The sequence below is a fragment of the Methylobacterium sp. ARG-1 genome (assembly GCF_001262595.1).
GTDB lineage: Bacteria > Pseudomonadota > Alphaproteobacteria > Rhizobiales > Beijerinckiaceae > Methylobacterium > Methylobacterium brachiatum.
In genome coordinates, this window is sequence record NZ_LHCD01000002.1 from 269,110 (window position 1) to 294,261 (window position 25,152).

25 protein-coding genes are annotated in these 25,152 nt (G+C 70.6%); 10 read left to right on the top strand and 15 right to left on the bottom strand.

Annotated elements, in window-relative coordinates; all coding sequences use genetic code 11:
* Nucleotides 1-71: 71 nt before the first annotated feature.
* Nucleotides 72-653, top strand: a complete 582-nt coding sequence (locus AKJ13_RS03085) for an SCO family protein (protein WP_050732028.1) — start codon at nt 72-74, stop codon at nt 651-653.
* A gap of 18 nt (nt 654-671) precedes the next feature.
* Here AKJ13_RS03085 and AKJ13_RS03090 read toward each other — a convergent pair whose 3' ends face one another.
* The 4 genes from AKJ13_RS03090 to AKJ13_RS03105 form a co-directional block, all read right to left on the bottom strand.
* Complete coding sequence (locus AKJ13_RS03090) at nt 672-1,310, bottom strand: PilZ domain-containing protein (RefSeq protein WP_050732029.1); 639 nt, start codon at nt 1,308-1,310, stop codon at nt 672-674.
* A 229-nt stretch (nt 1,311-1,539) separates the two neighbouring features.
* A complete protein-coding gene (locus AKJ13_RS03095; RefSeq protein WP_050732030.1) occupies nt 1,540-2,139 on the bottom strand; it encodes a PAS domain-containing protein in 600 nt (199 codons plus the stop codon).
* A 159-nt stretch (nt 2,140-2,298) separates the two neighbouring features.
* On the bottom strand, nt 2,299-2,658 hold the full coding sequence (locus AKJ13_RS03100; protein WP_050732031.1) for a hypothetical protein: 360 nt from the start codon (nt 2,656-2,658) through the stop codon (nt 2,299-2,301).
* Nucleotides 2,655-2,942: a DUF6516 family protein gene (locus tag AKJ13_RS03105; protein ID WP_050732148.1), complete on the bottom strand. Its 288-nt coding sequence runs from the start codon at nt 2,940-2,942 to the stop codon at nt 2,655-2,657. The genes AKJ13_RS03100 and AKJ13_RS03105 overlap by 4 nt, the downstream gene beginning before the upstream one ends.
* A gap of 214 nt (nt 2,943-3,156) precedes the next feature.
* Here AKJ13_RS03105 and AKJ13_RS03110 point away from each other — a divergent pair, with 214 nt between their 5' ends.
* Both AKJ13_RS03110 and AKJ13_RS03115 read left to right on the top strand, forming a co-directional pair.
* The gene (locus tag AKJ13_RS03110) at nt 3,157-3,978 is read left to right on the top strand and encodes a rhomboid family intramembrane serine protease (RefSeq protein WP_007567363.1); all 822 of its coding nucleotides are present in this window, start codon (nt 3,157-3,159) and stop codon (nt 3,976-3,978) included.
* A gap of 129 nt (nt 3,979-4,107) precedes the next feature.
* Nucleotides 4,108-4,539 (top strand): CBS domain-containing protein, encoded by a 432-nt coding sequence (locus AKJ13_RS03115; RefSeq protein ID WP_007567361.1) that lies wholly within the window; start codon nt 4,108-4,110, stop codon nt 4,537-4,539.
* A 48-nt stretch (nt 4,540-4,587) separates the two neighbouring features.
* Here the strand turns inward: AKJ13_RS03115 and AKJ13_RS03120 are convergent, their stop codons facing one another.
* From AKJ13_RS03120 to folE, 4 genes are all read right to left on the bottom strand, one after another.
* Nucleotides 4,588-6,159, bottom strand: a complete 1,572-nt coding sequence (locus AKJ13_RS03120; protein ID WP_050732032.1) for an alkaline phosphatase D family protein — start codon at nt 6,157-6,159, stop codon at nt 4,588-4,590.
* Nucleotides 6,160-6,302: 143 nt separating this feature from the next.
* Nucleotides 6,303-7,286, bottom strand: coding sequence for a patatin-like phospholipase family protein (locus AKJ13_RS03125; protein ID WP_050732033.1), 984 nt, complete (start codon nt 7,284-7,286; stop codon nt 6,303-6,305).
* Nucleotides 7,283-7,705: a phosphoribosyl-AMP cyclohydrolase gene (gene hisI, locus AKJ13_RS03130; protein WP_007567355.1), complete on the bottom strand. Its 423-nt coding sequence runs from the start codon at nt 7,703-7,705 to the stop codon at nt 7,283-7,285. Before hisI ends, AKJ13_RS03125 begins: the two co-directional genes overlap by 4 nt.
* A 106-nt stretch (nt 7,706-7,811) precedes the next feature.
* Nucleotides 7,812-8,648: a GTP cyclohydrolase I FolE gene (gene folE, locus AKJ13_RS03135; protein ID WP_050732034.1), complete on the bottom strand. Its 837-nt coding sequence runs from the start codon at nt 8,646-8,648 to the stop codon at nt 7,812-7,814.
* Between the two features lie 250 nt (nt 8,649-8,898).
* Here folE and AKJ13_RS03140 point away from each other — a divergent pair, with 250 nt between their 5' ends.
* The 7 genes from AKJ13_RS03140 to uraD all read left to right on the top strand — a co-directional run bounded on the left by AKJ13_RS03140 (nt 8,899) and on the right by uraD (nt 11,994).
* The gene (locus AKJ13_RS03140; RefSeq protein WP_050732149.1) at nt 8,899-9,345 is read left to right on the top strand and encodes an iron-sulfur cluster assembly scaffold protein; all 447 of its coding nucleotides are present in this window, start codon (nt 8,899-8,901) and stop codon (nt 9,343-9,345) included.
* A 6-nt stretch (nt 9,346-9,351) separates the two neighbouring features.
* Nucleotides 9,352-9,714 carry a membrane protein insertion efficiency factor YidD gene (gene yidD / locus AKJ13_RS03145; protein ID WP_050732035.1) on the top strand — a complete coding sequence of 121 codons (363 nt, stop codon included), beginning with the start codon at nt 9,352-9,354 and terminating at the stop codon, nt 9,712-9,714.
* Nucleotides 9,715-9,944: 230 nt separating this feature from the next.
* Nucleotides 9,945-10,115: a DUF3606 domain-containing protein gene (locus AKJ13_RS30170; protein ID WP_007567347.1), complete on the top strand. Its 171-nt coding sequence runs from the start codon at nt 9,945-9,947 to the stop codon at nt 10,113-10,115.
* Nucleotides 10,115-10,411 (top strand): DUF2934 domain-containing protein, encoded by a 297-nt coding sequence (locus AKJ13_RS33215; protein WP_050732036.1) that lies wholly within the window; start codon nt 10,115-10,117, stop codon nt 10,409-10,411. The genes AKJ13_RS30170 and AKJ13_RS33215 overlap by 1 nt, the downstream gene beginning before the upstream one ends.
* A gap of 169 nt (nt 10,412-10,580) precedes the next feature.
* A complete protein-coding gene (uraH, locus tag AKJ13_RS03155) occupies nt 10,581-11,099 on the top strand; it encodes a hydroxyisourate hydrolase (RefSeq protein ID WP_050732037.1) in 519 nt (172 codons plus the stop codon).
* Between the two features lie 27 nt (nt 11,100-11,126).
* Nucleotides 11,127-11,480 carry a hydroxyisourate hydrolase gene (gene uraH, locus AKJ13_RS03160; protein WP_050732038.1) on the top strand — a complete coding sequence of 118 codons (354 nt, stop codon included), beginning with the start codon at nt 11,127-11,129 and terminating at the stop codon, nt 11,478-11,480.
* A 4-nt stretch (nt 11,481-11,484) separates the two neighbouring features.
* The gene (gene uraD / locus AKJ13_RS03165) at nt 11,485-11,994 is read left to right on the top strand and encodes a 2-oxo-4-hydroxy-4-carboxy-5-ureidoimidazoline decarboxylase (protein ID WP_050732039.1); all 510 of its coding nucleotides are present in this window, start codon (nt 11,485-11,487) and stop codon (nt 11,992-11,994) included.
* 3 nt (nt 11,995-11,997) lie between these two features.
* Here the strand turns inward: uraD and AKJ13_RS03170 are convergent, their stop codons facing one another.
* The 7 genes from AKJ13_RS03170 to AKJ13_RS03200 form a co-directional block, all read right to left on the bottom strand.
* Nucleotides 11,998-13,236, bottom strand: coding sequence for a methyl-accepting chemotaxis protein (locus tag AKJ13_RS03170; protein ID WP_050732040.1), 1,239 nt, complete (start codon nt 13,234-13,236; stop codon nt 11,998-12,000).
* Nucleotides 13,237-13,390: 154 nt separating this feature from the next.
* Nucleotides 13,391-16,525, bottom strand: a complete 3,135-nt coding sequence (locus tag AKJ13_RS03175; protein ID WP_050732041.1) for a ribonuclease E/G — start codon at nt 16,523-16,525, stop codon at nt 13,391-13,393.
* Between the two features lie 830 nt (nt 16,526-17,355).
* Nucleotides 17,356-18,684, bottom strand: coding sequence for a glycolate oxidase subunit GlcF (gene glcF / locus AKJ13_RS03180; protein ID WP_050732042.1), 1,329 nt, complete (start codon nt 18,682-18,684; stop codon nt 17,356-17,358).
* A gap of 48 nt (nt 18,685-18,732) precedes the next feature.
* Nucleotides 18,733-19,920 (bottom strand): FAD-binding protein, encoded by a 1,188-nt coding sequence (locus AKJ13_RS03185; protein WP_050732043.1) that lies wholly within the window; start codon nt 19,918-19,920, stop codon nt 18,733-18,735.
* A 121-nt stretch (nt 19,921-20,041) separates the two neighbouring features.
* Nucleotides 20,042-21,484, bottom strand: coding sequence for a polysaccharide biosynthesis C-terminal domain-containing protein (locus tag AKJ13_RS03190; protein WP_050732044.1), 1,443 nt, complete (start codon nt 21,482-21,484; stop codon nt 20,042-20,044).
* Between the two features lie 133 nt (nt 21,485-21,617).
* On the bottom strand, nt 21,618-23,717 hold the full coding sequence (locus tag AKJ13_RS03195; RefSeq protein ID WP_050732045.1) for a HAMP domain-containing methyl-accepting chemotaxis protein: 2,100 nt from the start codon (nt 23,715-23,717) through the stop codon (nt 21,618-21,620).
* A gap of 511 nt (nt 23,718-24,228) precedes the next feature.
* On the bottom strand, nt 24,229-24,729 hold the full coding sequence (locus AKJ13_RS03200; protein WP_050732150.1) for an N-acetyltransferase: 501 nt from the start codon (nt 24,727-24,729) through the stop codon (nt 24,229-24,231).
* Between the last annotated feature and the right edge of the window lie 423 nt (nt 24,730-25,152).

The following is a 25,152-nucleotide window of genomic DNA, read 5'->3' on the forward strand; positions in this document are numbered from 1 at the left end:
GAGAGCCGGCTTGCCTTCGCGCGCCGTTCCGTGCTGTGCCAGCCGCAGCACGGAGGTCGGAGTCCGAAAAGATGCGCCGCGCCCTGATCCCGCTCCTCGCCTTCTGCCTCGGTCTCGTCGGCCTGACCGGAGCGGCGGTGTTCGCCTTCATGCCGGACCGGGCGCCGGTGGGCGTTCCCGGTGTCGGCGGCCCGTTCACGCTGATCGATCAGAACGGCCGCACCGTCACCGAGCGGGATTTCACCGGCGCGCCGCACCTCGTGTTCTTCGGCTTCACCCATTGCCCGGACGTGTGCCCGACGACGCTGCAGCAGGTCTCGGACGTGCTCGCCGCCCTCGGGCCGAAGGCCGAGCGCATGCGCGTCGCCTTCGTCACTGTCGACCCGGAGCGCGACGACCCGGCGAGCCTGAAGACCTACCTGTCGAGCTTCGATCCGCGCATCACCGGCCTCACCGGCAGCCCCGAGCAGGTGGTCGCCACCGAGAAGGCGTATCGCGCCTATGCCCGCAAGGTGCCCGGCAAGGACGGTGATTACACGATGGAGCACACCGCGATCGTCTACGTGATGGATGCGCAGAACCGCTTCCTCGGCGCCCTAGACCTGTCGCGTCCAGCCGAGGAGACCGCGGCTCAGCTCGCGAAGAAGATCTGAGACGCCCGGGGGAAGACCCTACAGCGTCATCCCGGCATGGAAGCGATCGGGGGAGAGCGGCAGCAGGAACTGCACGCCGAAGCCGCCCTCGAAGTAGCGGACCAGCCGCCCGGGGGTGCTGCCCACCGTCACGGCCGCCCCGAGGGGCAGCGTCGCCGAGCTGGCGATGGCCGCGCCCGACATCGAGATGTCGATCAGCCGGGCCTTGATCTCCCGCCCACTCTCGGCCCGCAGGGTCACCGCCGTATGGGTCGGCACGAGACGCTCGTGGGAGCGGCCCTCGGGCAGGCCCAGGATCTCCCGGTTGGCGAGCCAGGTCAGCTGCGACGCGATCTTGTCCCGCTTGCGCGGCGTCGCGTTGAGCTGGACGGCGAAGCCGCCCGTGCTGTGACGCGCGATGACGCCCTCGATCCGGCCGATATGCTCCAGGTAAAGCACCACGCGCTCGCCGATCTCGCCCACCACCGCGCAGGTCAGCCGGACGCCGCCCGGCGACATGTCCACGGTCTGGCACGGATATTCCCGACGGTCGGCCAGCATGTAGCGGCCGAGCACGGCGACCCGCACGCGCTGGTGGCGGCGTTGGTCGGCGGCGTCGCGCCCACGGCTGACCCCGCGGTCCGCTTCCGTTCCAGCGGTGGCCTCGACCGCGATCATACCGGGATGGCCTCCTCGCCGCGATAATCGTTATCGCAGGCTAGACCCGGACTGTTACGAAAGCCTTTTTTCCGCTTCAGCAATATCCTCCGCGGGGCGGATTTCCTGTCGTACGCGACCATTGGATCAGGCCTGACCTGTCCACGTCGATTTTTATGCCGATTACCTGCGATATCCGTTCGTAAAAGCGCGTGCCGAACGTCCTGAATTCAGGTTTCGACTCGCGATCTTAGGCCCGCCCGCCGGCATGCACGAGAAGATGGCCCCGGCGCACCGGACCGGGAAAGCCGGCCGGCCCCCGAAGGGCCGGTCGCGTCGGCGGAGCGGCCTCCATCCTGCGGCCGGGCAGGATGCGCAGGGAGGTGGTCTCCGCCTCCACCAGGGGGCGCAGGCCGATCCAATGGGGCGTGCTGTCGAGGCTCAGGGTCCCGAGCGCCCGGACTTGCATGCGCCCGCGATGGCGCAGCGGCAGCAGCAGCAGCTCGAGATCCACCGCCTCGCCGGCCGTGTTCAGGCCGCGCAGGCCCGCCACCACGCCCAGGGTGTCGCTGGCGACAATATCGACGATGCGCCAGGGATCGGGCGCCTCCGACCCCCACAGGCTGGCGAAGGTCTCGCCCTTCAGCTCGCGGCCGTAGAGGGCGCAGACCCGCGTGCCGGCGAGCCGGACCGTGGCCGAGCGCGTGGCCATGTCGAGTTCCAAGATCAGGCTGTCGGCCAGCAGATGCCGGATCTCGCCCGGCTCGATCTCAGAGCGCTCGGGCGCGGCGCGCTCGCCGCGCAGACGCTCCCAATAGGCATGGAGCATGCGGCTCGTGGGATGTTTCATCGGAGTCCCGAATCGATACGCCTGGTGTCCGTCCCCGGATCAACCTGGCACATCCGCGTGGGACGGGCCGGCGATCCGGGGCGATCTGAGGCGTCCGGCGCATACCCCGTGCCGGCCGGCGCGGGACGGTTCTGGGGCGCGGGCCCGGCGCAAAATGGTCTACGCGGCCGGCTTCAGGCTGATCACGGTGCGGATTTCATCGTAAGCGGCACGCACGCCGCCCTCGGTTCGCTCGAGCAGGCCGGCGACTGTCAGGATCTCCACGTCCTCGTGGACCCGCTTGTAATCCCTGCCGAGTGCCCGCCCGAGTTCGGCGACGGACGCCGCAGGATGCTGGTAGACGTGGCGCAGCAGTTCCAGGCGCTTGCCGCTCAGAACCTTGGCCAGGCCATCCCACGTCTCGAACGTGATGTGTTGCTCACGCGTGGCAGCACCGGCCTCGGCGCGGCGGATCGCTTCGAGAAAGCGGGCCTTCGTAGCCGCAGGGTCGTGCCCGACATGCAGGAGGATATCCGTCATCTCCGTCTCCTCATCCGTGCCACATCCGTCAGGAAGTCGTCGATGAGTTCTTCCCAGCCTCGAACGTGATAGGGCTCCTCAACGCCTTCGAGATGGCGATGATCGCCTTCCCCGCGCTCGTTGTCATAGCCTATGAGGCGTTGTCCGAGAGAACCGTAGAACAACCGGTACTTGAAGCCGTGTACCGTCGGCGGAACAGGCGTCGGCACCTGCCAGACGACGATTTCCTGGATCGCGCCGTCATCGAAGATCACTTTGTCGGCAATGACGAGAACGGCAGTCACACCGAAAGAATACCAAAGGGCCCTTATGGCGTCAGACGCCATAGCGGGGCGGTGTGAGTCGGTTTCGGATCGTGTATCCGCGTCCGATGCCGGCAATCCGATGTCCGCTTATGGACGTCCTCGACGACCCGACCACAACCGAACGTCACCTGAAAAGGCTTCAATACGTCGCCGGGACTTGCCCGACGCCCTAGAGCCCCGACATGGTGCCGGGATGGATGCCTCCCCCGAATTCCCGCGCCAGAGCCGCGTGCCCGTGTTCAACATGCCGGGGGTGGTGACGCTCTCGATCGGATTGCTGATGGCGATCCAGGCCTTGCGCGAGTTCGTGCTGCCGGACACCCTCGACATCCGGGTCGTCCTCGACCTCGCCCTGGTGCCCGCCCGCTGGACGGTGTGGTTCGATCCCGGGAAGGCCGCCGACGTGATCCAGGCGGCGGCCGGCGCCGGCGACCCCGACATGGAGGCCGCCCGCGAGGCGTTCGCCCGCTACATCACCTCCGAGCACGCGCTGCAGCCCTGGACCCTGGGCACCTATGCCCTGCTGCACGGCTCCTGGATGCATGTGATCTTCAACAGCGTGTGGCTCGCCGCCTTCGGGTCGCCCGTGGCCCGGCGCTGCGGCGCCTGGCGCTATGGCCTGATCGCGCTGGCCGGCACGGTGGCCGGCGGCCTGCTGCACGTGATGGTCGATCCCTTGAGCGCGGGGCCGCTGGTGGGCGCCTCGGCGGGGATCTCTGCCCTGATGGCGGCAGCCGCCCGTTTCGTGTTCCAGCCCCCCGCCTCCGGCTATACCGGGCAGCCCTGGCAATTGCCGCCGCACCGGCCGGCCGAGACGATCCCCGAGCTCCTGCGCAACCGGACCGCGGTGGCCTTCCTGGCGATCTGGCTCGTCACCAACCTGCTGTTCGGGCTCGTGAGCGTGCCGCTCGTGGGCGAGAACGCCGCCATCGCGTGGGACGCGCATCTCGGCGGTTTCATCGCGGGCTTTCTGCTTTTCCCGTTTCTGGACCGGCGCGAAACCGCCCGGATCTGAGCACCTTGCCAACGCGGCGGTTCGGTCACACACTCGCCATAATGTGAACGAGCCGGGGCCAACCCGGACGACAGCGTAACGAAGGCGCCGCGGCTGACGGCGCACGCACCGCGTCACAGGGAGAGAGCCATGACCGTCGCACGCATCCTCGCCGAGAAGGGCAGCTCCGTCGTCACCGTGAGCCCCGACAAGACCCTCGAGGAGGTGATCCAGATCCTGGCCGAGAAGCGGATCGGTGCCCTCGTGGTCGCGCACGCCGATGGGTCGGTGGCCGGCATCATCTCCGAGCGCGACATCATGCGTGCGCTCGCGCGCCACGGGGGCGCGACCTTCGACGCGCCGGTCTCGGACCACATGACCGCGGACGTCACCACCTGCGGCAAGAGCACCACGATCGAGGAGGTGATGGGCCTGATGACCGAGGGGCGCTTCCGCCACGTTCCGGTCTGCGAGAACGGCCGTCTCGCCGGGCTGATCTCGATCGGCGACGTGGTCGCGCGCCGCATCGCCACCGTCGAGGCCGAGCACCAGGCCCTGCGCGACTACATCACCACGGCATAGGGTGATCCGCCGGCCGGAGGCGGAGGTCCGGCCGGCGCGCGGCCTCCCTCAGGCCTTCGCGGGGTCGAGGGTGACGTGCCAGAGATCGGTGTCGGCCGCGTCCTTGAGGGTGACGGTCATCTGCTCGGTGGCGCCGTCCACCGCGACATGGCCGAAGAACTGATAGCCGGCGGCCGGCGACAGGTTCACCTGGCCCTTCTCGGGAGCCTTCACGTAGCGCAACTGGGGGCCGAACGTGTTGTCGAGCGCGTTGGGCCCGAAGGTGCCGGCGTGGAGCGGCCCGGAGACGAACTCCCAGAACGGGTCGAAATCCTGGAACTGCGCCTTGTTGGGGTCGTAGTAATGCGCGGCCGTGTAGTGCACGTCCGCGGTCAGCCACACCGTGTTGCGGATCTTGGACTGCTTGATGAAGCGCAGCAGGTCCGCGATCTCCAGCTCGCGCCCGAGCGGCGGTCCGTCGCCCTGCGCCACCGCCTCCGAGCCGAAATCGCGGTCGACGTCGTAGGTCACCACAAGGCCGAGCGGCATGTCGGCGGCGATCACCTTCCAGGTCGCGCGCGACTCGGTGAGCGCCCGCTTCAGCCAGGCGATCTGCTGCGGCCCGAGGAAATACGCGTCGGGACCGTATTCCTTCTGCAGGTTCTCGCCGTTCGGGCCCCGGTAGGAGCGCATGTCGAGCATGAACACGTCGACCAGGGGACCGTAGGCGATCTTGCGGTAGACCCGGCCGGGCTCGGCCGGCTCGAAGCGCATCGGCATGTATTCGTGGAACGCCCGGGCCGCACGCAGCTGCAGCGCAAGTACGTTCGGGTCGGCGTATTTCTTCTTCAGGTGCTCGGCCCGGGTGAGCGGCTCGCCCGGCCACCAGTTGTTGGTGACCTCGTGGTCGTCCCACTGAGCCAGGATCGGCACCGCGGCGTTCATCGCCAGCACGTTCCGGTCGGTGAGGTTGTACTTGTGGCGGCCGCGGAACTCGGCGAGCGACTCGGCGGGCTTCGACACCTCCTCGGTGACGCGGTTGCGCCAGAGGCTGCCGTCCGGGAGCTTAACCTCGGACTGGATCGGCCCGTCGGCGTAGATCGTGTCGCCGGAATGGATGAAGAAGTCCGGCCGGTTCTTGAGGATCGCCGAGTAGATCGTCATGCCGCCGCGGGCCTCGTCGATGCCCCAGCCCTGGCCGACCGTGTCGCCCGACCAGCAGAACGAGACCGAGCGCTTGTCCGCCGGCGCGGTGCGGAACCGGCCGACCTGCGCGGGGCCGACGATGGTCGGCGCGGCGACGTCCTGGAGCCGGACCCGGTAGAACACGTCCTGACCCGGCGGCAGCCCGGTCAACGCCACCTTCACGGTGCCGTCGCTCTCGGGCAGCGCGTCGGCGAAGACCCCGCCGCGGATCTCGGAGAAGCTCTCGGTGGTCGCCCACTCGATGATCGCCCGGGCCGGCCGGTCGGAGCGGGCCCAGACCACGGCGGAATCGGCGCCGACATCGCCGGACTGGAGGCCGTGGCTGAGGAGCGGCCGGTCGGCGGCCCGGCTCAGGCCGGGACGGGCCAGACCGGTCGCCATCCCGACGAGGCTGGCCCCCCCGGAGAGAAGGATCTGGCGGCGGCTCGAATACATTGGAAGCCCTCTAGGTCGATGAGGGCCCATCGCAACCGGCTGCGACAACCGCGTGACGATCCTGGCGCGAAACCGGCCGACCGTGCGCTCGATCGGGCACCGTCTTTTTTCGAAGGCCGGCAATTGCTTAGCCGGATGGGTCTCTAGGCCCGCGCGGCCGCGCCGTTCACGACGGCGCGGATCCGGGGCAGGGCTGCCCGGGCCGCCCGGTAGCCGATCTCGATCCCCTCGTCGGCCTTGTGGAAGTCGAACAGGCCGAAACCGGCGACATCCGGCCCGATCGCCACGTCCGGCGGGTCGCGCTCCAGCCGCGCCCGGGAGATCCGGTCCTGGGTGATGTTGAAGGCACCGAGTACCACCCGGGCGATGCCCGGGACCGGGATCTCGGGCTCCTGGGGCTCGAAGCCGGGCAGGCGCGCGCGGATCAGCTGCAGGAAGCTGCGGCGCGGAGCCGGGGTCGGCACCTCGTGCACCACCGGGCCGCCGGTATCGCCGTTGAGGTTCACGCAGATCACGAGGTCGGCCCCGAGCGTGCGGGCGAGCGCCACCGGCACCGGGTTGACCAGCGTCCCGTCCATCAACACCCGCCCCTCGTGAGTGACGGGCGGGAACAGGCCGGGGATCGCGTAGGAGGCGCGCACCGCCTCGACCGTCGGGCCCTCGGTCAGGCTCACCTCCAGGCCGCTGCCGAACTCGGTCGCGACGCAGCCGAAGCGGATCGGCAGGGTCTCGATCCGGCGCGTGCCGAGATCGGCGAACAGCCGCTGACGCAGGCGGTTGCCGGCGATCAGCCCGGAACCAGGAAAGCGCGGGTCGATCAGCCGGACCACCCGGCGCCGTGTCAGCTCCCGGGCGAAGGATTCCAGGCGGTCGAGGCGGCCGGCGGCGTAGCAGGCGCCGACCACGGCGCCGATCGAGCAGCCCGCCACCACGGTGGGATGGATGCCCCCTTCCTCGAGCGCGCGGATCACCCCGATATGGGCCCAGCCCCGGGCCGAGCCGCCGCCGAGTGCCAGCCCGATGCGGGGGCCGGCGCTGGGCGGGGGGCGGATCGGCTCGACGGTGCCGGGAAGGAAATGGGGTACGGCCGGACACTCTTGCCACTGCAAGGCAAGGGACGAGCTCATGTCCCGGCCGCCTCCAGGGCGACGGCGCCATCCGGCCCGCGGACGACCCGGCGATAGAAGCAGGCGCGGCGGCCGGTGTGGCAGCAGCCGCCGTCGCCGCCGACCTCCACGCGGATCAGCAGCGCGTCCTGGTCGCAATCGACCCGCATCTCGACGACGCGCTGGATCTGCCCGCTGGTCGCGCCCTTGTGCCAGAGCTCCTGCCGGGACCGTGACCAGTACCAGGCCTCGCCGGTGGCGATGGTCCGGGCCAGCGATTCGGCGTTCATGTAGGCGAGCATCAGCACTCGCCCGTCATGGGCGTCGACCGCGATGCAAGTGACCAAGCCGTCCCGGTCGAAGCGCGGGGTGAAGGTCGTGCCTTCCTCGACCTCAGCCCGGGTGCCGGGGGGATCGAAAGCGATGTCGCTTGCGGTCATGGCGGCAGAAGCGAGTCCGGTAAAGCTGCGTCGAGGCTATTGCGTGTAGGCGGATCGATGAAGACCGCGTGACGGTGGCTGCCCGATCGGGCGATCCGGCCCGCGGTTACTTGGTCCCGCCGCGCACCAACGTGAGAAAGCGCACCTGCTCGCTGGCGTCGTCCTTGAACACGCCGCGGAACTGGCTGGTGATGGTCGAGACGCCGGCCTTCTGCACGCCGCGCATCGCCATGCAGAGATGCTCGGCCTCGACCATCACGGCGACGCCGCGGGGCTTGAGGATGCTCTCGATCACGTCGGCGATCTGGGCGGTCATCGTCTCCTGCGTCTGCAGGCGGCGCGCGAAGGTGTCGACCACGCGGGCGAGCTTCGAGAGCCCGACGACGCCGCGGGTCGGGTAATAGGCGATGTGGGCGAGCCCCATGAACGGCACCATGTGGTGCTCGCAATGGGAGTAGAACGGGATGTCGCGCACCAGCACGATGTCCGAATAGCCCTCGACCTCCTCGAAGACCCGGGCCAGCAGGGCCTCGGCGTCCATCTCGTAGCCGCCGAACAGCTGCCCGAAAGCCTTGGTGACCCGGGCCGGCGTGTCGCGCAGGCCCTCGCGGTTCGGGTCGTCGCCGGCCCAGCGCAGGAGCGTGCGCACGGCGGCCTCGGCCTCGGCACGGCTCGGTCGGCCGGTCTCGATGCCCTCGGGTACGCGTGTGGCGGAGGCGGGCTCGGGCGCGATCTCGACCGGAGCGGGGCGGCCGTCATCGACCGGGCGGTTGTCGTTGCGCATACCCGTCAGACTCTGTCCCAGATCTCGCCCATCGAGGCCGCCACGGTCCAGACCGTTTCCCTCACCCCGGTAGGACAGTGATTTAAGCGCGGCATCCATGGCATCTCCGGCCCGCGCCACACGGGACTTCATCGTGGTGCTATCAGGCTTGGCATACATCGTCGGATCGCGTCGGGCTGAGAGGGAGATCCCGGGCTCGAAACAGCTTCGAGCCGGCGCCCCGGTTGGACTTGAGCCGTGGGAACTACCTTGGCCGTGGGCGCGACCCTGGTCGACGAGCCGCCTCCTCGCGAAGCGACCGCATGCGGCCTATATCATTGTTCGCGCGGCAACACGCAATGCACGCGTCGCGCGGCAGAATCCCGATGGGCAAGAGCCCGATCGGATGACGCACCCGGCCGAGGCTCCGATGCTCGACGACATCTATAACCGCCGTATCCTCGAACTGGCCGCCGATATCCCGCGGCTGGGACGCCTGGAACGGCCCGACGCCAGCGCCACTGCGCATTCCCGCCTGTGCGGCTCGACGGTGACGGTCGACCTCGTCCTGGGCGAGGATGGCCGCGTGGCCGATTTCGCCCAGGAGGTCCGGGCCTGCGCCCTCGGCCAGGCCTCCTCGTCGCTGATGGGCCGCCACGTGGTCGGCGCCAGCGCAGAGGAGTTGCGCAATGTCCGCGACTCCATGCGGACGATGCTGAAGGAGAACGGCCCGGCCCCCGGGGGCTCCTGGGCGGATCTCGCAGTCCTTGAACCGGTGCGGGATTTCAAGGCGCGGCACGCCTCGACCCTGCTGACCTTCGACGCGGTGGTCGACGCCCTCGACCAGATCGCCGCCAAGCGTCAGGCGGCCGCGTAGAGCCCGATGGCCCGCCGCGCTGCGCATTGGGCGATTCGCACCTACCAGCTCACCCTGTCGGGCCTGATCGGCCGCCAGTGCCGGCACTGGCCGAGCTGCTCCGACTATACCGACCAGGCGATTGCCCGGCACGGGGTCTGGCCGGGGGCCTGGATGGGCTTCTCGCGGATCTGCCGCTGCGGCCCGTTCGGCACGCACGGCATCGATCTCGTGCCCGACCGCCTCCCAGATGGGGCCGCCTGGTATCGCCCCTGGGCCTATGCCCGCTGGCGCGGCGTCGAGGCCCCGCCATCGCCCTTCCTGTGCGAGCCGGTGGGCGCGGAGGAAGCGCCGATCGAGCGCCGCCCGGTTGGGGGCCGGGCCGGGTGACGAATCGGAAGAACGATCGTCCAAAAATACGACGTCTCAGACGGGCGCCGGCATCCGGATCGAGGCCGGTTCAGGCGGCCGACGACCGAGGGCTTGCCCGCCACAGCCTTCACGACCCGAAGGCGCCGTCCGATCGAACGATGCCTGGCAACCGATCCCGCCCTCTCCGGTTGTCCCTTGAGACAGCCCGGCCCGGCCGCGGCTGACCAGCAATCCAGAGCGTGCGAACCATGTCCACCGAGTTCAGAGGCAAGACGCATATCGACATCTACGACCGGGTGATGCGCGAAGAGTGGGCGCAGCGCTTCGGCGTCAGCGAGGAGCGGCTGCGCAAGGCCGTAACCATGGTGGGAAGCCGCATTACCAGCGTCGCCGCTTATCTCGACAGGCCGGCCTCCTGATGAAAGACGAGGCGCCGGAAACCGGTCCCGACATACGGTCCGCTCCGGAGCCCAGCGCTCCGGAGAGCGGCCCGCGCCCGCCCTCGAACCGATCCGAGGACAGGGGCGCGCCGGACGCGATCCCGTTCGAGCAGATTCGGGAGCGCGCCTACGAGTTGTGGGAGCGCAATCACCGGCCGGAGGGGTTCGAGATCGAGTTCTGGCTTCTGGCCGAGCGGGAACTGCGCAAGGAGCGCGACCGCAAGAAGGCCGATGCCGCACCGCCGCCCCCGCCGACCGACCCCGAGACACCTTGAGGCCCTCGATGGCTGGCTCGGCCTTTGCGAGACCGTGCCTGTCGATGGCGCCAGGGGCAGGCTGGATGTGGTCGCGATCCGTTTCACACCGGTTTTGTCGTCCTCTGCGGCCGAAACGTGCCGCATCCCGGGGCGAGGGGCGTTCGGTTCGGACGAACGGGAGACCGGCGTGGACCGTATCGCCCTGACCCGCCGGAGCCTCGGCGGGCTCGGTCTCGGCGGCGCCGTGGCTGTGGCCGGGACGCCGTCCCAGGCGCAGTCCGGCGAAACTGCTCCGGCTTCAGGCACCCAGCCCGGGCCGCTCGCCGCGGCCCCGACCTCGCAGGTCGGGCTCGGGCCCCGGCTGACCCTGCACGCGATCGACAACGCCCACGGCACCCCGGGTGCCGGCCTGGTCTGCGACCTGTCGATCCGCGAGGGCGACCTGTACCGGCCGATCAAGACGGTCACCACAAGGGCCAATGGTCGCCCGGCCGAACCGCTTTTGGTCGACGATGCGCTGAAGCCGGGCCGCTACGAAGTGCTGCTGCATGTCGGGGCGTATTTCGCTGGCCTCGACGTGGCGCTCCCGAGCCCCAACTTCCTCGACCGCGTGCCGATCCGCTTCCAGATCCGCGATCCGCGCCAGCGCTACCACCTGCCGGTGCTGTTCACGCCCTGGGGCTATTCCTACTATCGCGGCAGCTGAGCCCAACCCTACCGGGACTGCGCATCCATGGCCGGCATCTCGACCCATGTCCTCGACACCGATCGCGGCCGCCCGGCTGCCGGGGTGCGCATCGTACTTTCGGTGCTGGACGGTGAAACGTGGCGGCTGGTGCGCAGCGCGGTGACCAACGCGGACGGGCGCACCGATGCGCCGATCCTGCCCGCCGACGAGGCCCGGACGGGCCAGTACGAGCTGGTCTTCCATGTCGGCGATTATTTCCGGCAGCGCCCGGGCACGGCCGAGGCCGACATCTTCATCGACGACCCGGTGGTGCGCTTCGCGATCTTCGACGCCCGGCAGCACTACCACGTGCCGATGCTGTGCGCGCCCGCGAGCTTCACCACCTATCGCGGTAGCTGACACCATGCCGGATCTCGCCGCGATCAACCGGATGGAGGCGGAGGCCTTCGTGGCGCTGCTCGGCGGCGTGTTCGAGCACGCGCCCTGGGTGGCGGAGGCTGCCTGGCCGCACCGTCCCTTCGCCAGCGTCGGCGCCCTGCACGACGCGATGATGCAGGTTCTCCGTGCCGCCCCGGCGGAGCGCCGCCGCGCCTTCCTCAACAACCACCCGGAGCTCGCCGGCCCGGAGGCCCGGGCCCGCAGCCTAACGGTGGAATCGACGCGCGAGCAGGGCAGCGCCGGCCTCGACCGCATCACGCCGGAGGAGGCCGCGGCCTTCGACCGCCTGAACGCGGCCTACCGGGCGCGGTTCGGCGTCCCGTTCATCATCGCGGTGCGCGGGCGCAGCCGGGCCGAGATCCTGGCCGCCTTCGAGGTGCGGCTCGACCGGGACTCGGCCGACGAGGCGGCGACCGCCCTGGAGGAGGTCGCCCTGATCACCCGCATGCGCCTGGACGGGCTGGTCGCGGAGTGAGCCTCAGGCTTCGGCCGCCGCCTTGGCCTCGACCAGGGCCGCCTCGAAGCTGGTGAAGGCCGTGGTCGCCTCGTCCCAGGCCTGGGCGCGGATGTGCCGGGCCAGGGACGCGGCGAGGTCGCGGGCCCGGGTCAGGGCCGATTCCACGGCGGCCGGGCGGCTCGGATCGGCCGGGATGCCGACCGGGGGCGTATCGATCGAGCGCATTCCCACAAGGGTCGCCGCCATGGCCCGGCGCCAGGCGGCGCAATCGGCCGGGATACGCGCGAGCCGCATCGCCGCGTCCTCGCCGGCCTGCCGGTCGAGGAGGGTGCGGCCGAGATCCTCAATCCGGTCGAGCTGGCTGAGCGCATCGCCGATCTCTCGGCGGCCCTTGTCGGTGCCCTCGGCGATCCGGCCGACGCTCCGGGCGATCTCGCCGGTCGCCTGGATCTGCTGGCCCATGATCTCGGAGGCCTCGCGCATCTGGGCCGCCACGGTGGCGACGGCGCCGCTCTCCGCCTCGACCCGGACATTGGCCCGCACCATCGCGGCGGCGCCGGTCTCGACGGCACCGCGGCTGCGCGTCACCGCGGCCTGCATCGCCGCCATCTCTTCGCGCAATCCGCCGAGCCGGGCGCGGATTTCGTCCGTCGCCTTCGCGGTCTGCGCGGAGAGCATCTTCACTTCCGCCGCAACGACGGCGAAGCCACGGCCCGCTTCGCCGGCCCGGGCCGCCTCGATCGTGGCGTTGAGCGCCAGCAGATTGGTCTGGGCCGAGATCGCCGCGATGGTCCCGGCCATCTCCTCGATCCGCAGGGCGGCGGCCGAGAAACTGTCGAGCCGGCTGCCGATCTCCTCGGTGCCCTGCTCAATGCCGCGCATGCCGTCGCTGGCGCGCTGCAGGTCGTCGACGCAGGTGGCGATGCCGGCGCGGGCGGTCTCGGCGGTCTCGGCGGCCGAGGAGGAGCGGGCCGCGATCTCGCTGGTGCTGGCGGCGAGCTCCTCGCTGGCGGCGGCGATCAGCCGGGCCTGCTCGGCGGTGCCGGAGGCGTCATGCGTCATCCAGCCGATCGAGGTGCCGGCATCGGAGGCCGCCGCCGACAGACGCGCCAGAAGCGACATCAATTCGCGATCGGGCTCGGGGGCCTTCGGCAGGAGCGCATCCCCGGGAGGCGCGACGGGCGAGGCCGCCTGGGCGTCGGCCGTCGCCGCGGTCCCAGCCAGATCTTGGACCGGGCGTTTGCGGCGCAAACTCAACATGCGAGGGCTCCTGCGAAGGTCGATTCGGGAGCCATGTTCGCACCAAACCTTCAACCGAAGATGAAGGATAACCATCCCTTATTGGAATTGGACGAAGGCGTCCGCTCCCCTGTCGGCGCCCCCGGACCGTGATGTCCGAGGGCGCCGCGGTGACTCACTCGCCGGTCAGGGCGGCCTTGGTGCGGGACCACCAGCCGGCACGCTTGGGGCGGTCCGGATCGCTGGGCTGCGTCAGCACCACGGCGACGGGCTCGCGCGGCGGGGCGGCCTCCGTCGCTGCCGGCTCGGGCTGCGTTTCCGCGGCCTGCGGCTCCGTCGGCTGCACGGCGGCCTCCTGCGCCGGCGTCGGCGCGACCGGCAGGTCGACGGCGACCTCGTCGTGGACGGGGGACGGGGCGGCCTCGACCGCCTCGGCCACGGCCTCGGCGCTCACCGGCTCCTCGGCCGACAGGGCGACCGCATCGGCCTCCGTCTCGGTCGAACCCTCGGCGTCGCCACCCTCGCGGGTCCGGCCCTCGGCGCGGCCGCGACCGCCCCGGCGGCCGCGACGACGGCGGCGCGCGCCGTCCTCCTCGGTCCGGGCACCCTCATCCGCACCGGCGACGGTCTCGTCGGGCTCGACGCCCTCGGACGCCACGGCCGCGATCGGGGCCTCGGCGGATTCGGGCGCCTCCTCGGTGCCGCGCTCCTCGTCCTGATCGTCCTCGTCCTGACGCTCGCCCTCGGCCTGGCCCTCCTCGGACCGGCCATCCTGGCGGCCACCGCGCCGGCGGCGCCGACGACGGCGGCGACGGCCGTCGCCCTCATCGCGGGTCCCGTCCTCGCGGGCGCCGTCCTCACGCGACCCGTCGGCGCGCTCCTCGGACTCGCCCTCGGCACCCGCCTCGGCCTCGGCCTCGGCCTCGGCCTCGTCGGTCTCCTCGACCTCCTCCTCGTCATCGAATTCCATGGCGGGCGAGATCGCCTGCGCACGCACGCCCGTCACGGGGCCCTCGGCCCGCTGGGCCGGCTCGCCGCGGTCCAGCTGGAACGCGGTGGTCACCGCCAGCCGCTCATCGGCCGCGATCGTGATCGTCACGCCGAAGCGCAGCTCCAGCTCGCGCAGGTGCCCGCGCTTCTGGTTGAGGATGTACAGCGCCACCTCGGTCCGGGTGCGCAGGATCAGGTTGTGGGAGGCCGACTTGAGCAGCGCCTCCTCGATGGAGCGCAGGATGTGCAGCGCCACCGAGGCAGTGGCCCGCACGTAGCCCGAGCCGCCGCAATGCACGCACGGGATCGAGGAGGATTCGAGCACGCCGGTGCGGATGCGCTGGCGGCTCATCTCCATCAGGCCGAAGGGCGAGATCCGGCCGACCTGGATGCGGGCGCGGTCGTTCTTCAGGCACTCGTTGAGCTTCTTCTCGACCGCGCGGTTGTTGCGCTTCTCCTCCATGTCGATGAAGTCGATGACGATCAGGCCCGCGAGGTCGCGCAGGCGCAGCTGGCGGGCGACCTCCTCGGCCGCCTCCAGGTTCGTCCGCAGCGCGGTGTCCTCGATGTCGTGCTCACGGGTCGAGCGGCCGGAGTTCACGTCGATCGAGACCAGCGCCTCGGTCGGGTTGATGACCAGGTAGCCGCCGGATTTCAGCGAGACGTGGGTCGAGAACATCGCGTCGAGCTGCTGCTCGACGCCGTAGCGGGCGAAGATCGGCGTCGGGTCGCGGTAGGGCTTCACGACCTTGGACTGGCCGGGCATCAGCATCCGCATGAAGTCCTTGGCCTCGGCATAGGCCTCCTCGCCGGAGACCAGAACCTCGTCCAGGTCCTTGTTGTACAGGTCGCGGATCGCCCGCTTGATCAGCGAGCCCTCCTCGTAGACCAGGGCCGGAGCCATCGAGGTCAGGGTCAGCTCGCGGACCGACTCCCAGAGCCGCATCAGGTACTCGAAGTCCCGGGCGATCTCGGGCTTGGAGCGCGAGGCGCCGGCGGTGCGCAGGATCACGCCCATCCCCTCCGGCACCTCCAGATCGGCCACGACCTCCTTGAGGCGCTTGCGGTCGGCCGCCGAGGTGATCTTCCGGGAGATGCCGCCGCCGCGGCCGGTGTTGGGCATCAGCACCGAGTAGCGGCCGGCGAGCGACAGGTAGGTGGTGAGCGCCGCGCCCTTCGTGCCGCGCTCTTCCTTGACGACCTGAACCAGGATGATCTGGCGGCGCTTGATCACCTCCTGGATCTTGTAGTGGCGGCGATAATGGCGGGGCCGCTCGGGGATCTCGGCCAGCGCGTCGCCGTTGCCGCCGACCTGGGCGATCCGGGGCTCGGCGTCGGGGTCATCGGAATCCTCATCCGATTCCTCGTCGGACTCGTCCTCGTCCTCGTCGTCCGAATCGTCTTCGTCCTCGTCGTCCTCGGACTCCTCGTCTTCCAGATCCGCCTCGTCGTCGGCCTCTCCGGTCACGGACCCGCTCCGCACGGAGGATGCCTCGGCGGCGTCCTCGGCGATCGTCTCGGCCGGCGCGTCGGCGACGGTCAGGGCCTCGGCCACGGCGACCACGGCCTCAGGCTCGACCGCCTCGTCGCGGTCGGCCGCCGGCTGCTCGGGCCGGGCCTCGGTCTCAGTCTCGGCCTTGGGCTCGGTCGCCGGCACGGCCTCGGCGGCCTGCGCGGGAATGTCCCCGGCGGCGTGCTCGGAGGCGATCGCCTCCTGCACGGCTTCCGGGTTCTCGGCGAGGGTGTCGGGCTGCCCGGCTTGGGCATCCTGGGCCACGTGCCCTTCGGCATGACCCTCGGTCTGCGCGGTCTCGGCGTCAGACGCCTGGGCCTCCGAGGATTCGGCGGCCTGCGGGAAGTCCGAATCCTGCTGGGACTCCAGAACCTGGGCAGCCTCCGAACCCTGCGGGGCTTCGGACACGTCCTCGGCGCTCACCGTCTCGTCGGTGCGGGAGCGGGCCTCGGCGCGGCGACCGCGGGAGCGGCGGGGCGACCGGCGGCGGCGCTCCTCGCGCTCGCGGTGCTCCTCCGCGTCGCGGGCCTCGTCCTCGAGCAGCGCCTGCCGGTCGGCTAGCGGGATCTGGTAGTAGTCGGGGTGGATCTCGTTGAAGGCGAGGAAGCCGTGGCGGTTGCCGCCATACTCCACGAAGGCCGCCTGCAGCGACGGCTCCACCCGGGTGACCTTGGCGAGATAGATGTTGCCGCGCAGCTGGCGCCGGTTGGCGGCTTCGAAGTCGAACTCCTCGACCCTAGACCCGTGGACCGTGACGACCCGGGTCTCCTCCGGGTGCATCGCGTCGATCAGCATTTTGTTGGCCATGTCGGACTCTCGGCATGGCGGCCGACGTCGTTCTCCGTGCCCGTGGTCCCGGCGGCGCCTCGCCCGACCTGCTTGTGGCCTGGCATGGAGCCGGCCTCGTCACCGAGGCGGCTGGGTTCGAGGGGAAATTGCCGTCAACCGCCGTTCGGCGCCCTGGGCGCCTGGGGTTGAACTTGGCCGGTAGGGGGAACGGGCCGGTACGACGCATGTCCTGCGCCTCCGGGGCACGCGCAGCGCCATGCTGAGCCGTGCGTCCGTCCATCCTGGCTCCGACCTCGCGAAACAATCTCGGCCGGGTGAGACCGGCCGTGAATTCCTGGATGCGGCGAAGGATCTCCACCGCGTCGTGCGACACCTGTCCGATCGGGAAAGACACCCGCCGCCGCAAGGCGAGCCGAAAAGGCCCACCGCGACGCCGCGTCCGTCTCCGCGAAGGAATTCGGCCGCGTCCGCAAACCGTTACGACGGCCGGCGGGACCGGAGAAGGGTCAGTATCATTACAGACGGCCGCAGGGATTTGGCAAGGGTCAAGCGCGGGACGATGTCACGGTATCGTCACGGCGCGCGGGCGCGGCGCAGTGGTCTTGTCGGGGGCGATTTCTTGCTGGGTCCGGCAGCGGACGCTCGAAGTGCCGCACTCTCCTCACCGATCGCTGACGGAACGAGGGCAACGGCCGGACCCAAGCGCGCCCGCCCTCCCCGCAGAGGGGAGGGAAGGCGCGTGTCGGCCTCGGAGCGACGTCTCTTGCAGCGGAGAACCATCCGGACTGCGTTCTGTAGATCCGCTAGCCCGCATAAGAGGGGGCTGGCGCCCGTATCCGGCCGCAGCCCTATTCCGCCGCCTCCAGCCGCGGCGCGACGCCGGCGAGGGCGGCGGGCTTCGGGCCGCCGGTCGCCCAGTCGAGCAGTTCCGCCGTGTGCACGATCGGGATGCCGGTACCCTTCCCGATCTGCGTGGCACAGCCGATATTGCCGGTGGCGATCACGTCGGGGCGGATGCGCTCGATATTGGCGACCTTGCGCGCGCGCAGCTTCGCGGCGAGCTCGGGCTGCAGGATGTTGTAGGTCCCAGCCGAGCCGCAGCAGATATGGCCCTCCGGCACGTCCTTTACGGTGAAGCCCGCGCGCTTGAGCAGGGTCTTCGGCTCGGTGCGGATGCCTTGGCCGTGCTGCATCGAGCAGGCCGAGTGGTAGGCCACCACGAGGTCGCTCTCCACGGTCGCCACCAGATCGAGCTGGGCCACGTACTCGGTCACGTCTTTCGCGAGGCTGGAGACCCGCTGCGCCTTCTCGGCATAGGCCGGGTCGTCGCGGAACATGAAGCCGTAATCCTTGATGGTCGTGCCGCAGCCCGAGGCGGTGACCAGGATCGCGTCGAGGCCCTTGGCGATCTCCGCGTCCCAGGCGTCGATCGCCTGCTTGGCCAGCGCGTGGGAGGAGGCCTCCTTGCCCATATGGTGGGTCAGCGCCCCGCAGCAGCCCTCCTCGGCATGGACCACCTCGACCCCGTGTCGGTTGAGCAGCCGGATCGCCGCGGCGTTGAAATCCGGCCGCAGGACGCTCTGGGCGCAGCCGCGCAGCAGGGCGACGCGCTTGGTCGCGGCTCCGCCTTGCGGCGCGAAGCGGCCGGCCCGGTTGGTCGGCTCGCTGCCGGGCAGCCGGGCCGGGGCGAGGTCGAGCATCGCGGCCAGCCGGTTCCCGACCCGGGGCAGCCGCGCCACGAGCCCGCGGAACGGCGCGCCGAGCTTGGCGGCGATCAGGGCCAGCCGGAACCGGTTCGGATAGGGCAGCACCTGCGCCAGCAGCGCGCGCAGGAAGCGGTCGCCGGCCGGGCGCGCGAAGGTCGTCTCGATATGTGCCCGGGCGTGGTCGACGAGGTGCATGTAATGCACTCCCGACGGGCAGGTGGTCATGCAGGACAGGCAGGAGAGGCAGCGGTCGATGTGCTTGACCACCTCCTGGGAGGCCGGCTTGCCGCCCTCCAGCATGTCCTTGATCAGGTAGATCCGCCCGCGCGGGGAATCGAGCTCGTCGCCCAGCAGGAGATAGGTCGGGCAGGTCGCGGTGCAGAAGCCGCAATGCACGCAGGTCCGCAGGATCTTCTCCGACGCCGCCATGGCGGGATCGGCGAGCTGGGCGAGGTTGAAATTGGTCTGCACGATGCCTTCCTGCCTGCGCTCCCCGGTCCGGAGGGGAGGGGACCCGTCTCAAACGCCCGCGTACATCCGGCCCGGGTTCAGCACCCCGGCGGGATCGTGCGCCGTCTTGATCCCGGCGGTGATCCGCATCAGCGGGTCCGCCAGGGGCTGGAACACCGGCACGGCCGCCCGTACGGAATCGGGGGCGCGCACCAGCGTCGCGTGGCCGCCCTGGTCGCGCACAGCGGCGCGCACGAGGGCCGCGCCGGCATCGCCCGCCGATCCGGTGGCGAGCCAGATCAGGCCGCCGCCCCAATCGTAGAACCAGCGGGCCTCGCGCTCGGCCGCGATCGCCGCCACCAGAACCGGCCCATGGGTGGGGGCCGTCGAGATCCGCCACAGGGCCGCGTCGCGGGGCTCGGCCAGGAGGCTGGCGTCGCGCACCGCCCGCCACAGGGCGGTGCCGGCCTCACCCTCGACCAGCTCGGGCGTTCCGAAGCGCTTGAGCAGGCGGCGCAATTCGCCGGTCCGGTAATCGATCGACTCGGAAAATCCTTCGAGGCGCATCAGCGTCCGGGCCTCGGGGGCGCCGATGCCGGCGGGCAGGTGCGCCGCGCCGGTGAGCTCGAACGGCGAGCCGAGCGCCGCCGCCAGCGCCGCGACCGCGCGGGCATCGTCGAGTCCGGCAAACACCAGGGTGGCGACGCGCTCGCAGGCCGGCAGCACCTTGAAGGTGACCTCGGTGAGCAGCCCAAGGGTCCCGTGCGCCCCGGCCATGAGCTTCACCAGGTCGAGCCCGGTGACGTTCTTCATCACCCGGCCGCCCGACTTGATCGCCTCGCCGCGCCCGTTGACGAAACGCACGCCGATCAGGCTGTCCCGGGCCGCTCCGGCATTGATCCGGCGGGGGCCGGCATTGTTGGTCGCCGCCACGGCGCCCAGCGTCGGCTCGCCGGTCGTGCCGTAGAGGCCGCGCCAGTCCATCGGCTCGAACGGCAGCATCTGGCCCCGGGAGGCGAGCAGCGCCTCGACCTCGGCGAGCGGCGTGCCGGCCCGGGCGGCCACCACCATCTCGGCCGGCTCGTAGAGCGTCACCCCGGTGAGCTTCCGCGCCGAGAGCGTCGCGCTGTCCTGCGCGGGCCGGCCAAGCCCCGCGGCGGTGCCGCCGCCGGCCAGCCGCAGGCGCTCGCCGCGCCCGGACGCCGCGCGCACGATGTCTTCCGCCTCCGCCTCGGTGCCGGGCTCGTAGCCGCCCATCGTCTCCGCCCCGGTTCTTTTTGGACTTGTTCCAACCCCGGTTTCGCCGGAACGCGCGGCGGATTCAAGCGGAGGTGGCGTCGCGGGCTTGGCGAAGCGTGGAAGATGAAAACGCGCCGGCCTATCCGGCGGCGATCGTCCGGTTCGGACGCAGGCGCGCGACGACCTGGCGGCGCAGGCCGGCAATGTCGAAGATCCAGACCAGCGCCCCGTAGAGCGCCGCCCCGGCCGGGACCAGAACCGCGAGCGCGGCGGCGGGCGGTAGGTGCCGGAACGGCGCGAGCGCCAGCCCCATCGCCCCGCAGGCGAGGGCCGCCGCGCCGATCTGGCCCCAGGGCAGAACGATCCGGTCCGCGCCGGTGAGCGCCCGCCAGCCGAGCCAGAGCGCGGCGGCGGCGAGCCCTAGGGTCTGGGCCAGCGCGACGCCCATCCCGCCCATCAGCGCGGGCAGCAGCAGCAGGCCGGCGCCGTTAACCGCCAGCCCGACCAGGGCGGCGGCGATTACGGGTAAGGTCCGGCGACGGATCTGGAAGACCGGGTTGAGGGCGTAGAACATCATCGCCAGGCAGAACAGGCCGGGCATCAGCGCGACGCTGTAGCGCTCGAACGGGCCGCGATAGGCGTCGGGCACCACCAGCCCCTGGAGCGCCGGCAGCACCGCCCAGAACCCGACCGCGCAGGGCGCCAGCAGGGCGAACACGGTGCCGGCATTCTCGGCGACCTGCGCCTCGGCCGCCGCGCGGCCGTGCTGCTCCTCGGCCTGGACGGCGAACTGGAACAGCAGCAGGTCGAGGGCGGTGCCCAGCGTCATAAGCGAGCGCGAGGTGACGTCGGCGGCGAGCGCGAAGTAGCCGGCCTCGGCGAAGCCGGCATGGCCGGCGATCGCGCCCCGGTTCACGAAGGCGAGGCACTGATAGGCGGTGTTGGCGGCGATCAGCGGCAGGCCGTAGCGGGCGAAGATGCCCCAGGTCGCGGTGAGGCGCGGCCGCTCGAACGGCATGGCGGGGTCGCGCAGCGGATGGCGCAGCAGGATCACGGCGGCAAGCTGGCTGAGGCCTGCCGCCGCCAGCACCCAGGCCGGCTGCGGCAGCCACCAGGCGGCCGCGGCCATCAGGATGAAGGCCAGGACGTTCTTCACCGCCACGAGGCCGAGATACAGCCTGCCGTCGAAGCGGGCGCGGGCCAGAGCCGCGTGGTAGTCGAACACCCCGATGCCGAGCGCGGCCAGCCCCGTGCCGCACAGGACCGCCTCGCGCCCGCCCGCCCCGCCGCCGAAGCCGAACGCCCCGCACAGGGCGGCGGCGCCAAGCAGCAGCAGGCCGATGCGCAGATAGGCCCGGTCGAGCCCGTGCCGGATCCAGGGCTCGTCCACGCGCACGCGCCCCGAATAGAACCGCGTCGCCGAGAGCCGCAGCCACTCGAACAGCACCGTGTTCAGCACGACCGCCCCGGTGGTCGCCAGGGCGAACCGGCCGAAATCGGCCGGCCCGAGGAGCTGGGCGATCAGCAGTCCGAGGACGAAGTTGAGCCCCGCATTGATCACGAAGGCGGCGATCACGGCCATGGACGGCGTCTCATGCGCGGCGAGGTCTCGGGGCGGCCTCAGCGATGTAGGGTGGGGGCTGTAAGACTCTCCTAACAGGGCGGGAACAGGGCGGGCCCCGGATCGCACGATCCGGTGAGCCGGTGCGGGTCCGTCACGCGGCCCGGATGGTGTCGAGGAAGCGGGCGACCTCGGCATTGAGGTGCTCGGATTGGCGCGACAGCTCGGTCGCCGCGTTCAACACCTGGCTCGCCGCGTTGCCGGTCTCGTCCGCGGCGCCGGCGACGCCGGCGATGTTGCGGGTGACCTCGCCGGTCCCGGTCGCCGCCTGCCCGACATTGCGCACGATCTCCTGGGTCGCCGCGCCCTGCTGCTCGACCGCCGCGGCGATCGTGGTTGCCACGTTATTGATCTCCTGGATGCGCGTGCTGATCGACCCGATTGCCGTCACGGCATCGCCGGTGGAGGCCTGGATCCCGGCGATCTGCCCGGCAATCTCCTCCGTCGCCTTGGCGGTCTGCTCGGCGAGCGCCTTCACTTCGGAAGCGACCACGGCAAAGCCGCGCCCCGCCTCGCCGGCCCGGGCGGCCTCGATCGTGGCGTTGAGCGCCAGCAGGTTGGTCTGACCGGCGATGTTCGAGATCAGCCCGACGACATCGCCGATCCGGCCGACCGCCGTGCTCAGTTCCTGAACCAACGCGCCGGTCTGCCCGGCCTCGTCGACGGCGCCCTGGGCGAGCTTTGCGGACCCGTCGACCTGCCGGCCGATCTCCTGCACCGACACGCCCAGCTCCTCGGCGGCCGCCGCCACGGTGTTGACGTTGCTGGCTGCCTGCTCGGCCGCGGCCGCCACCGTGGTGGATTGGCTGGCGGTCTGCGAGGCGGTCGCGGTCATCGCCTGGGCGGTGACCTGCAGCTCGGTGGCCGAGGACGACACCTGACCGATGATGCCGCCGACCGCCTGCTCGAACGCCTCGGCCATCTGGCGCATGCCGGCCTTGCGCTGCTCCTCGGCGGCGCGCCGCGCCCGGGCAGTCTCCTCTTCCAGCGCATGGGCGCGCATCAGATTGTCCTTGAACACTTGGACGGCCGCGGCCATTTCGCCGATCTCGTTGCGACGGTCGCGGAAGGGCACCGCGACGGATGTATCGCCGTCAGCGAGCATCTGCATCGTGGTCGTGATCCGCCGGATCGGCCTCAGGACGCCGCGGAACACCGCGAGCAGGCCCAGGCCGACGAGCACCACGGCGGCCAGCAAGACCACAGCATTCCGCGCCAGCGCGGCGTTCGCCTCGTGCACGAGGTTGTCGGCGCGCCCGATCATCTCGTCGAGGGCGGCCGTGCCGACGTCCACGATCGTCTGCTGATCGGCCGTGTTGCGCATCCGCGATTCCAGCAGCGCGATGCCCGGCGGCTTCTGCTGGCTGAACGCATCGTACAGGCTCGTCCGGCGGGCTAGGCCGGTCCCCTCGAAATTGCTGGCCCCGGCCTTCCGGATCGCCGCGCGGACCGTATCCGAGGCCCCGGGGACCGCTTCGCTCAGGCGCGCCCAGGCCGCTTCCATCCGGCCGAGCTCCGCGGACGCCACCATGGATTCGGCCAGGGGCCAGGACCGCCCCGCCGCCAGCGTCGACTGGAGGCGCAGCCCGACGGCCCCGCTCGCCATGCGCATCGCCCAGGCCGCGCGCTTGATCTCGAGGTTGCGGCGCAGGACCGGATCCGACAGGGAAATCGCGGCGTCCACGGCATCGGCCGTGACGGAGAGCGCATCCAGCATCTCCTGCCAGATCCGCTTCGCCTCCTCCGGAAGACCGGCCTCGCGCTCCGTCTTGGACAGGCGGAGGCCCTTGTCGAGGCGAGGTTGGAGGGCCGTCACGGCGTCCTGCGCCGCCTGAAGCCGCCCAAGCGTCGCCCCCACCGCCGGCAGATCCTGATCCCGCAGGCGGGTCACGATCTCCGTCGTGGCGGCACGGACAAGCCGATCGTTCGTGTCGAGCGCGTCCAGGGTCGGCCCGTCCGCGGGACTGTCGCCGGACATGCCCTGCAAGGCGACGCCCCGTGCCAGGCGCGTGGCCAGCAGGCCGTTGAGCGACGCCCGGCTCACCTGGGCGAGGGTCGCTACCTGGGCCGATTGCACTGCCTGCCTGCGCACCTCGATGAGCGTGCTCGTGGCGTAGCTCAGGATGATCAGCCCCATAGCCGACAGGACGAGACAGATCGTCGTGCGGATCGAGAAACCGGTTAGGCGCGGCATCTTCAGTCTCTGAACTCTGAATATAAAACGGGATGGTTTGTGCCCGGCGTCGTTTTGAATATCTTCAAAATTATCGACAGATATTATCGATTTTACCTGATAAGTTAAATCATCCCAGGGATAGACGGCCAGCAGGTATAGATAATGTGTCAAAAAATCAAGGACATTAAGCGTAAATTCCAAGCTTATTCGAATTGATTTAGTAAATTTGCGCTTAGAGGCTGCCATTATCCGGCATAATACTCGACATTATGTGCTCATTTCCAAAAAGTAGAGCCATAATATCGTATTGTTTTACTGTGGATCGACTGAGGTGCGTAAGATAACAATCGGCTACGCTTGTCCGGGTGCATGGTAGGCGCGTGGCGGGTGTCGGTCCCGTTCGCCGAGACTGCGTAAGGCCTGGGTCTCGCGAGATTCGCCGGATCAGTGCCGTCGCATGGAGCCGATGGCCGCGATGGGCGCCCCGGCGGAAGCCGCGACGACCGCGCATCGGCCCGGCGCGTGATCCCTACAGCCCGCGCTCGTAACGCCAGGCCTCCATCCCGTCCTCATAATAGGCGGGCTGCACGGCGAAGCGGGTGTAGCCGCGACGCTCGTAGAGGCGGATGCCGGCGCCGTTGTCGGCGCGGACCTCGAGGCGCAGGCGGTCGCAGCCATGGGCGCGGGCCTGGGCCTCCGCGGCGTCGAGGAGTTTCCCGCCGAGCCCGAGGCCGCCGCGATTGGGCGCCACCGCGATCGAGGCGAGGCGGGCGATCCGGCTGCCGCGCCGGCGCTCCAGCACCGCCGCACCGACCAGGACCGGCTCCCGATCCCCGTCCGGCCCCGGGATCAGTGCCGCCAGCACATCCATGCTGGGCGACCGGATCGCGTGACGGATCGCCCGGCGCTCCGCCCGGTCGGTGGCGAAGGCGGCGTGCTCCAGGGCGACCAGGGCATCGAGATCGGCGAGATCGGCGGTGCGGATCAGCGGTTCCGGAAGCGCGTCACCGCGGGGCGCGGGCACCGGCATGCCGGCGGCGGCATTCACAGGGGCGCTCACGCCCGGGCCGTCGCGCCGGCGCCGAAGCCGGAACGGTCCAGGCCGATATGGAAGGATGAGGCTCCGGAGCCGGGCGCGACGGCGAGGCGATCGGGCACCGCTCTCGATCTGTTCGGCCCGGTCATCATACGCTCGTCTGAGGACATCGCTCCGGCGGTCAGATGCCTGCTTCCGGACCGCTTGGGAAGCCCGCACGGCCAGGCGGCGGCACCGGGACTGCGCCGTTTTTGCAACGCCGGGGCCGCGGTGCGGATTTGGCGGGGAAATACGGGTTGATCGGGCCGCGATCCCCTTGTTGTCGGGGGTCGATCTCCGTATATGCGCCCTGCCCAATTTCGCACGTGCCTGTGGCCGCGTGCCGGTTGGTGGGCATCCGGTCAACTGCCGGACAGC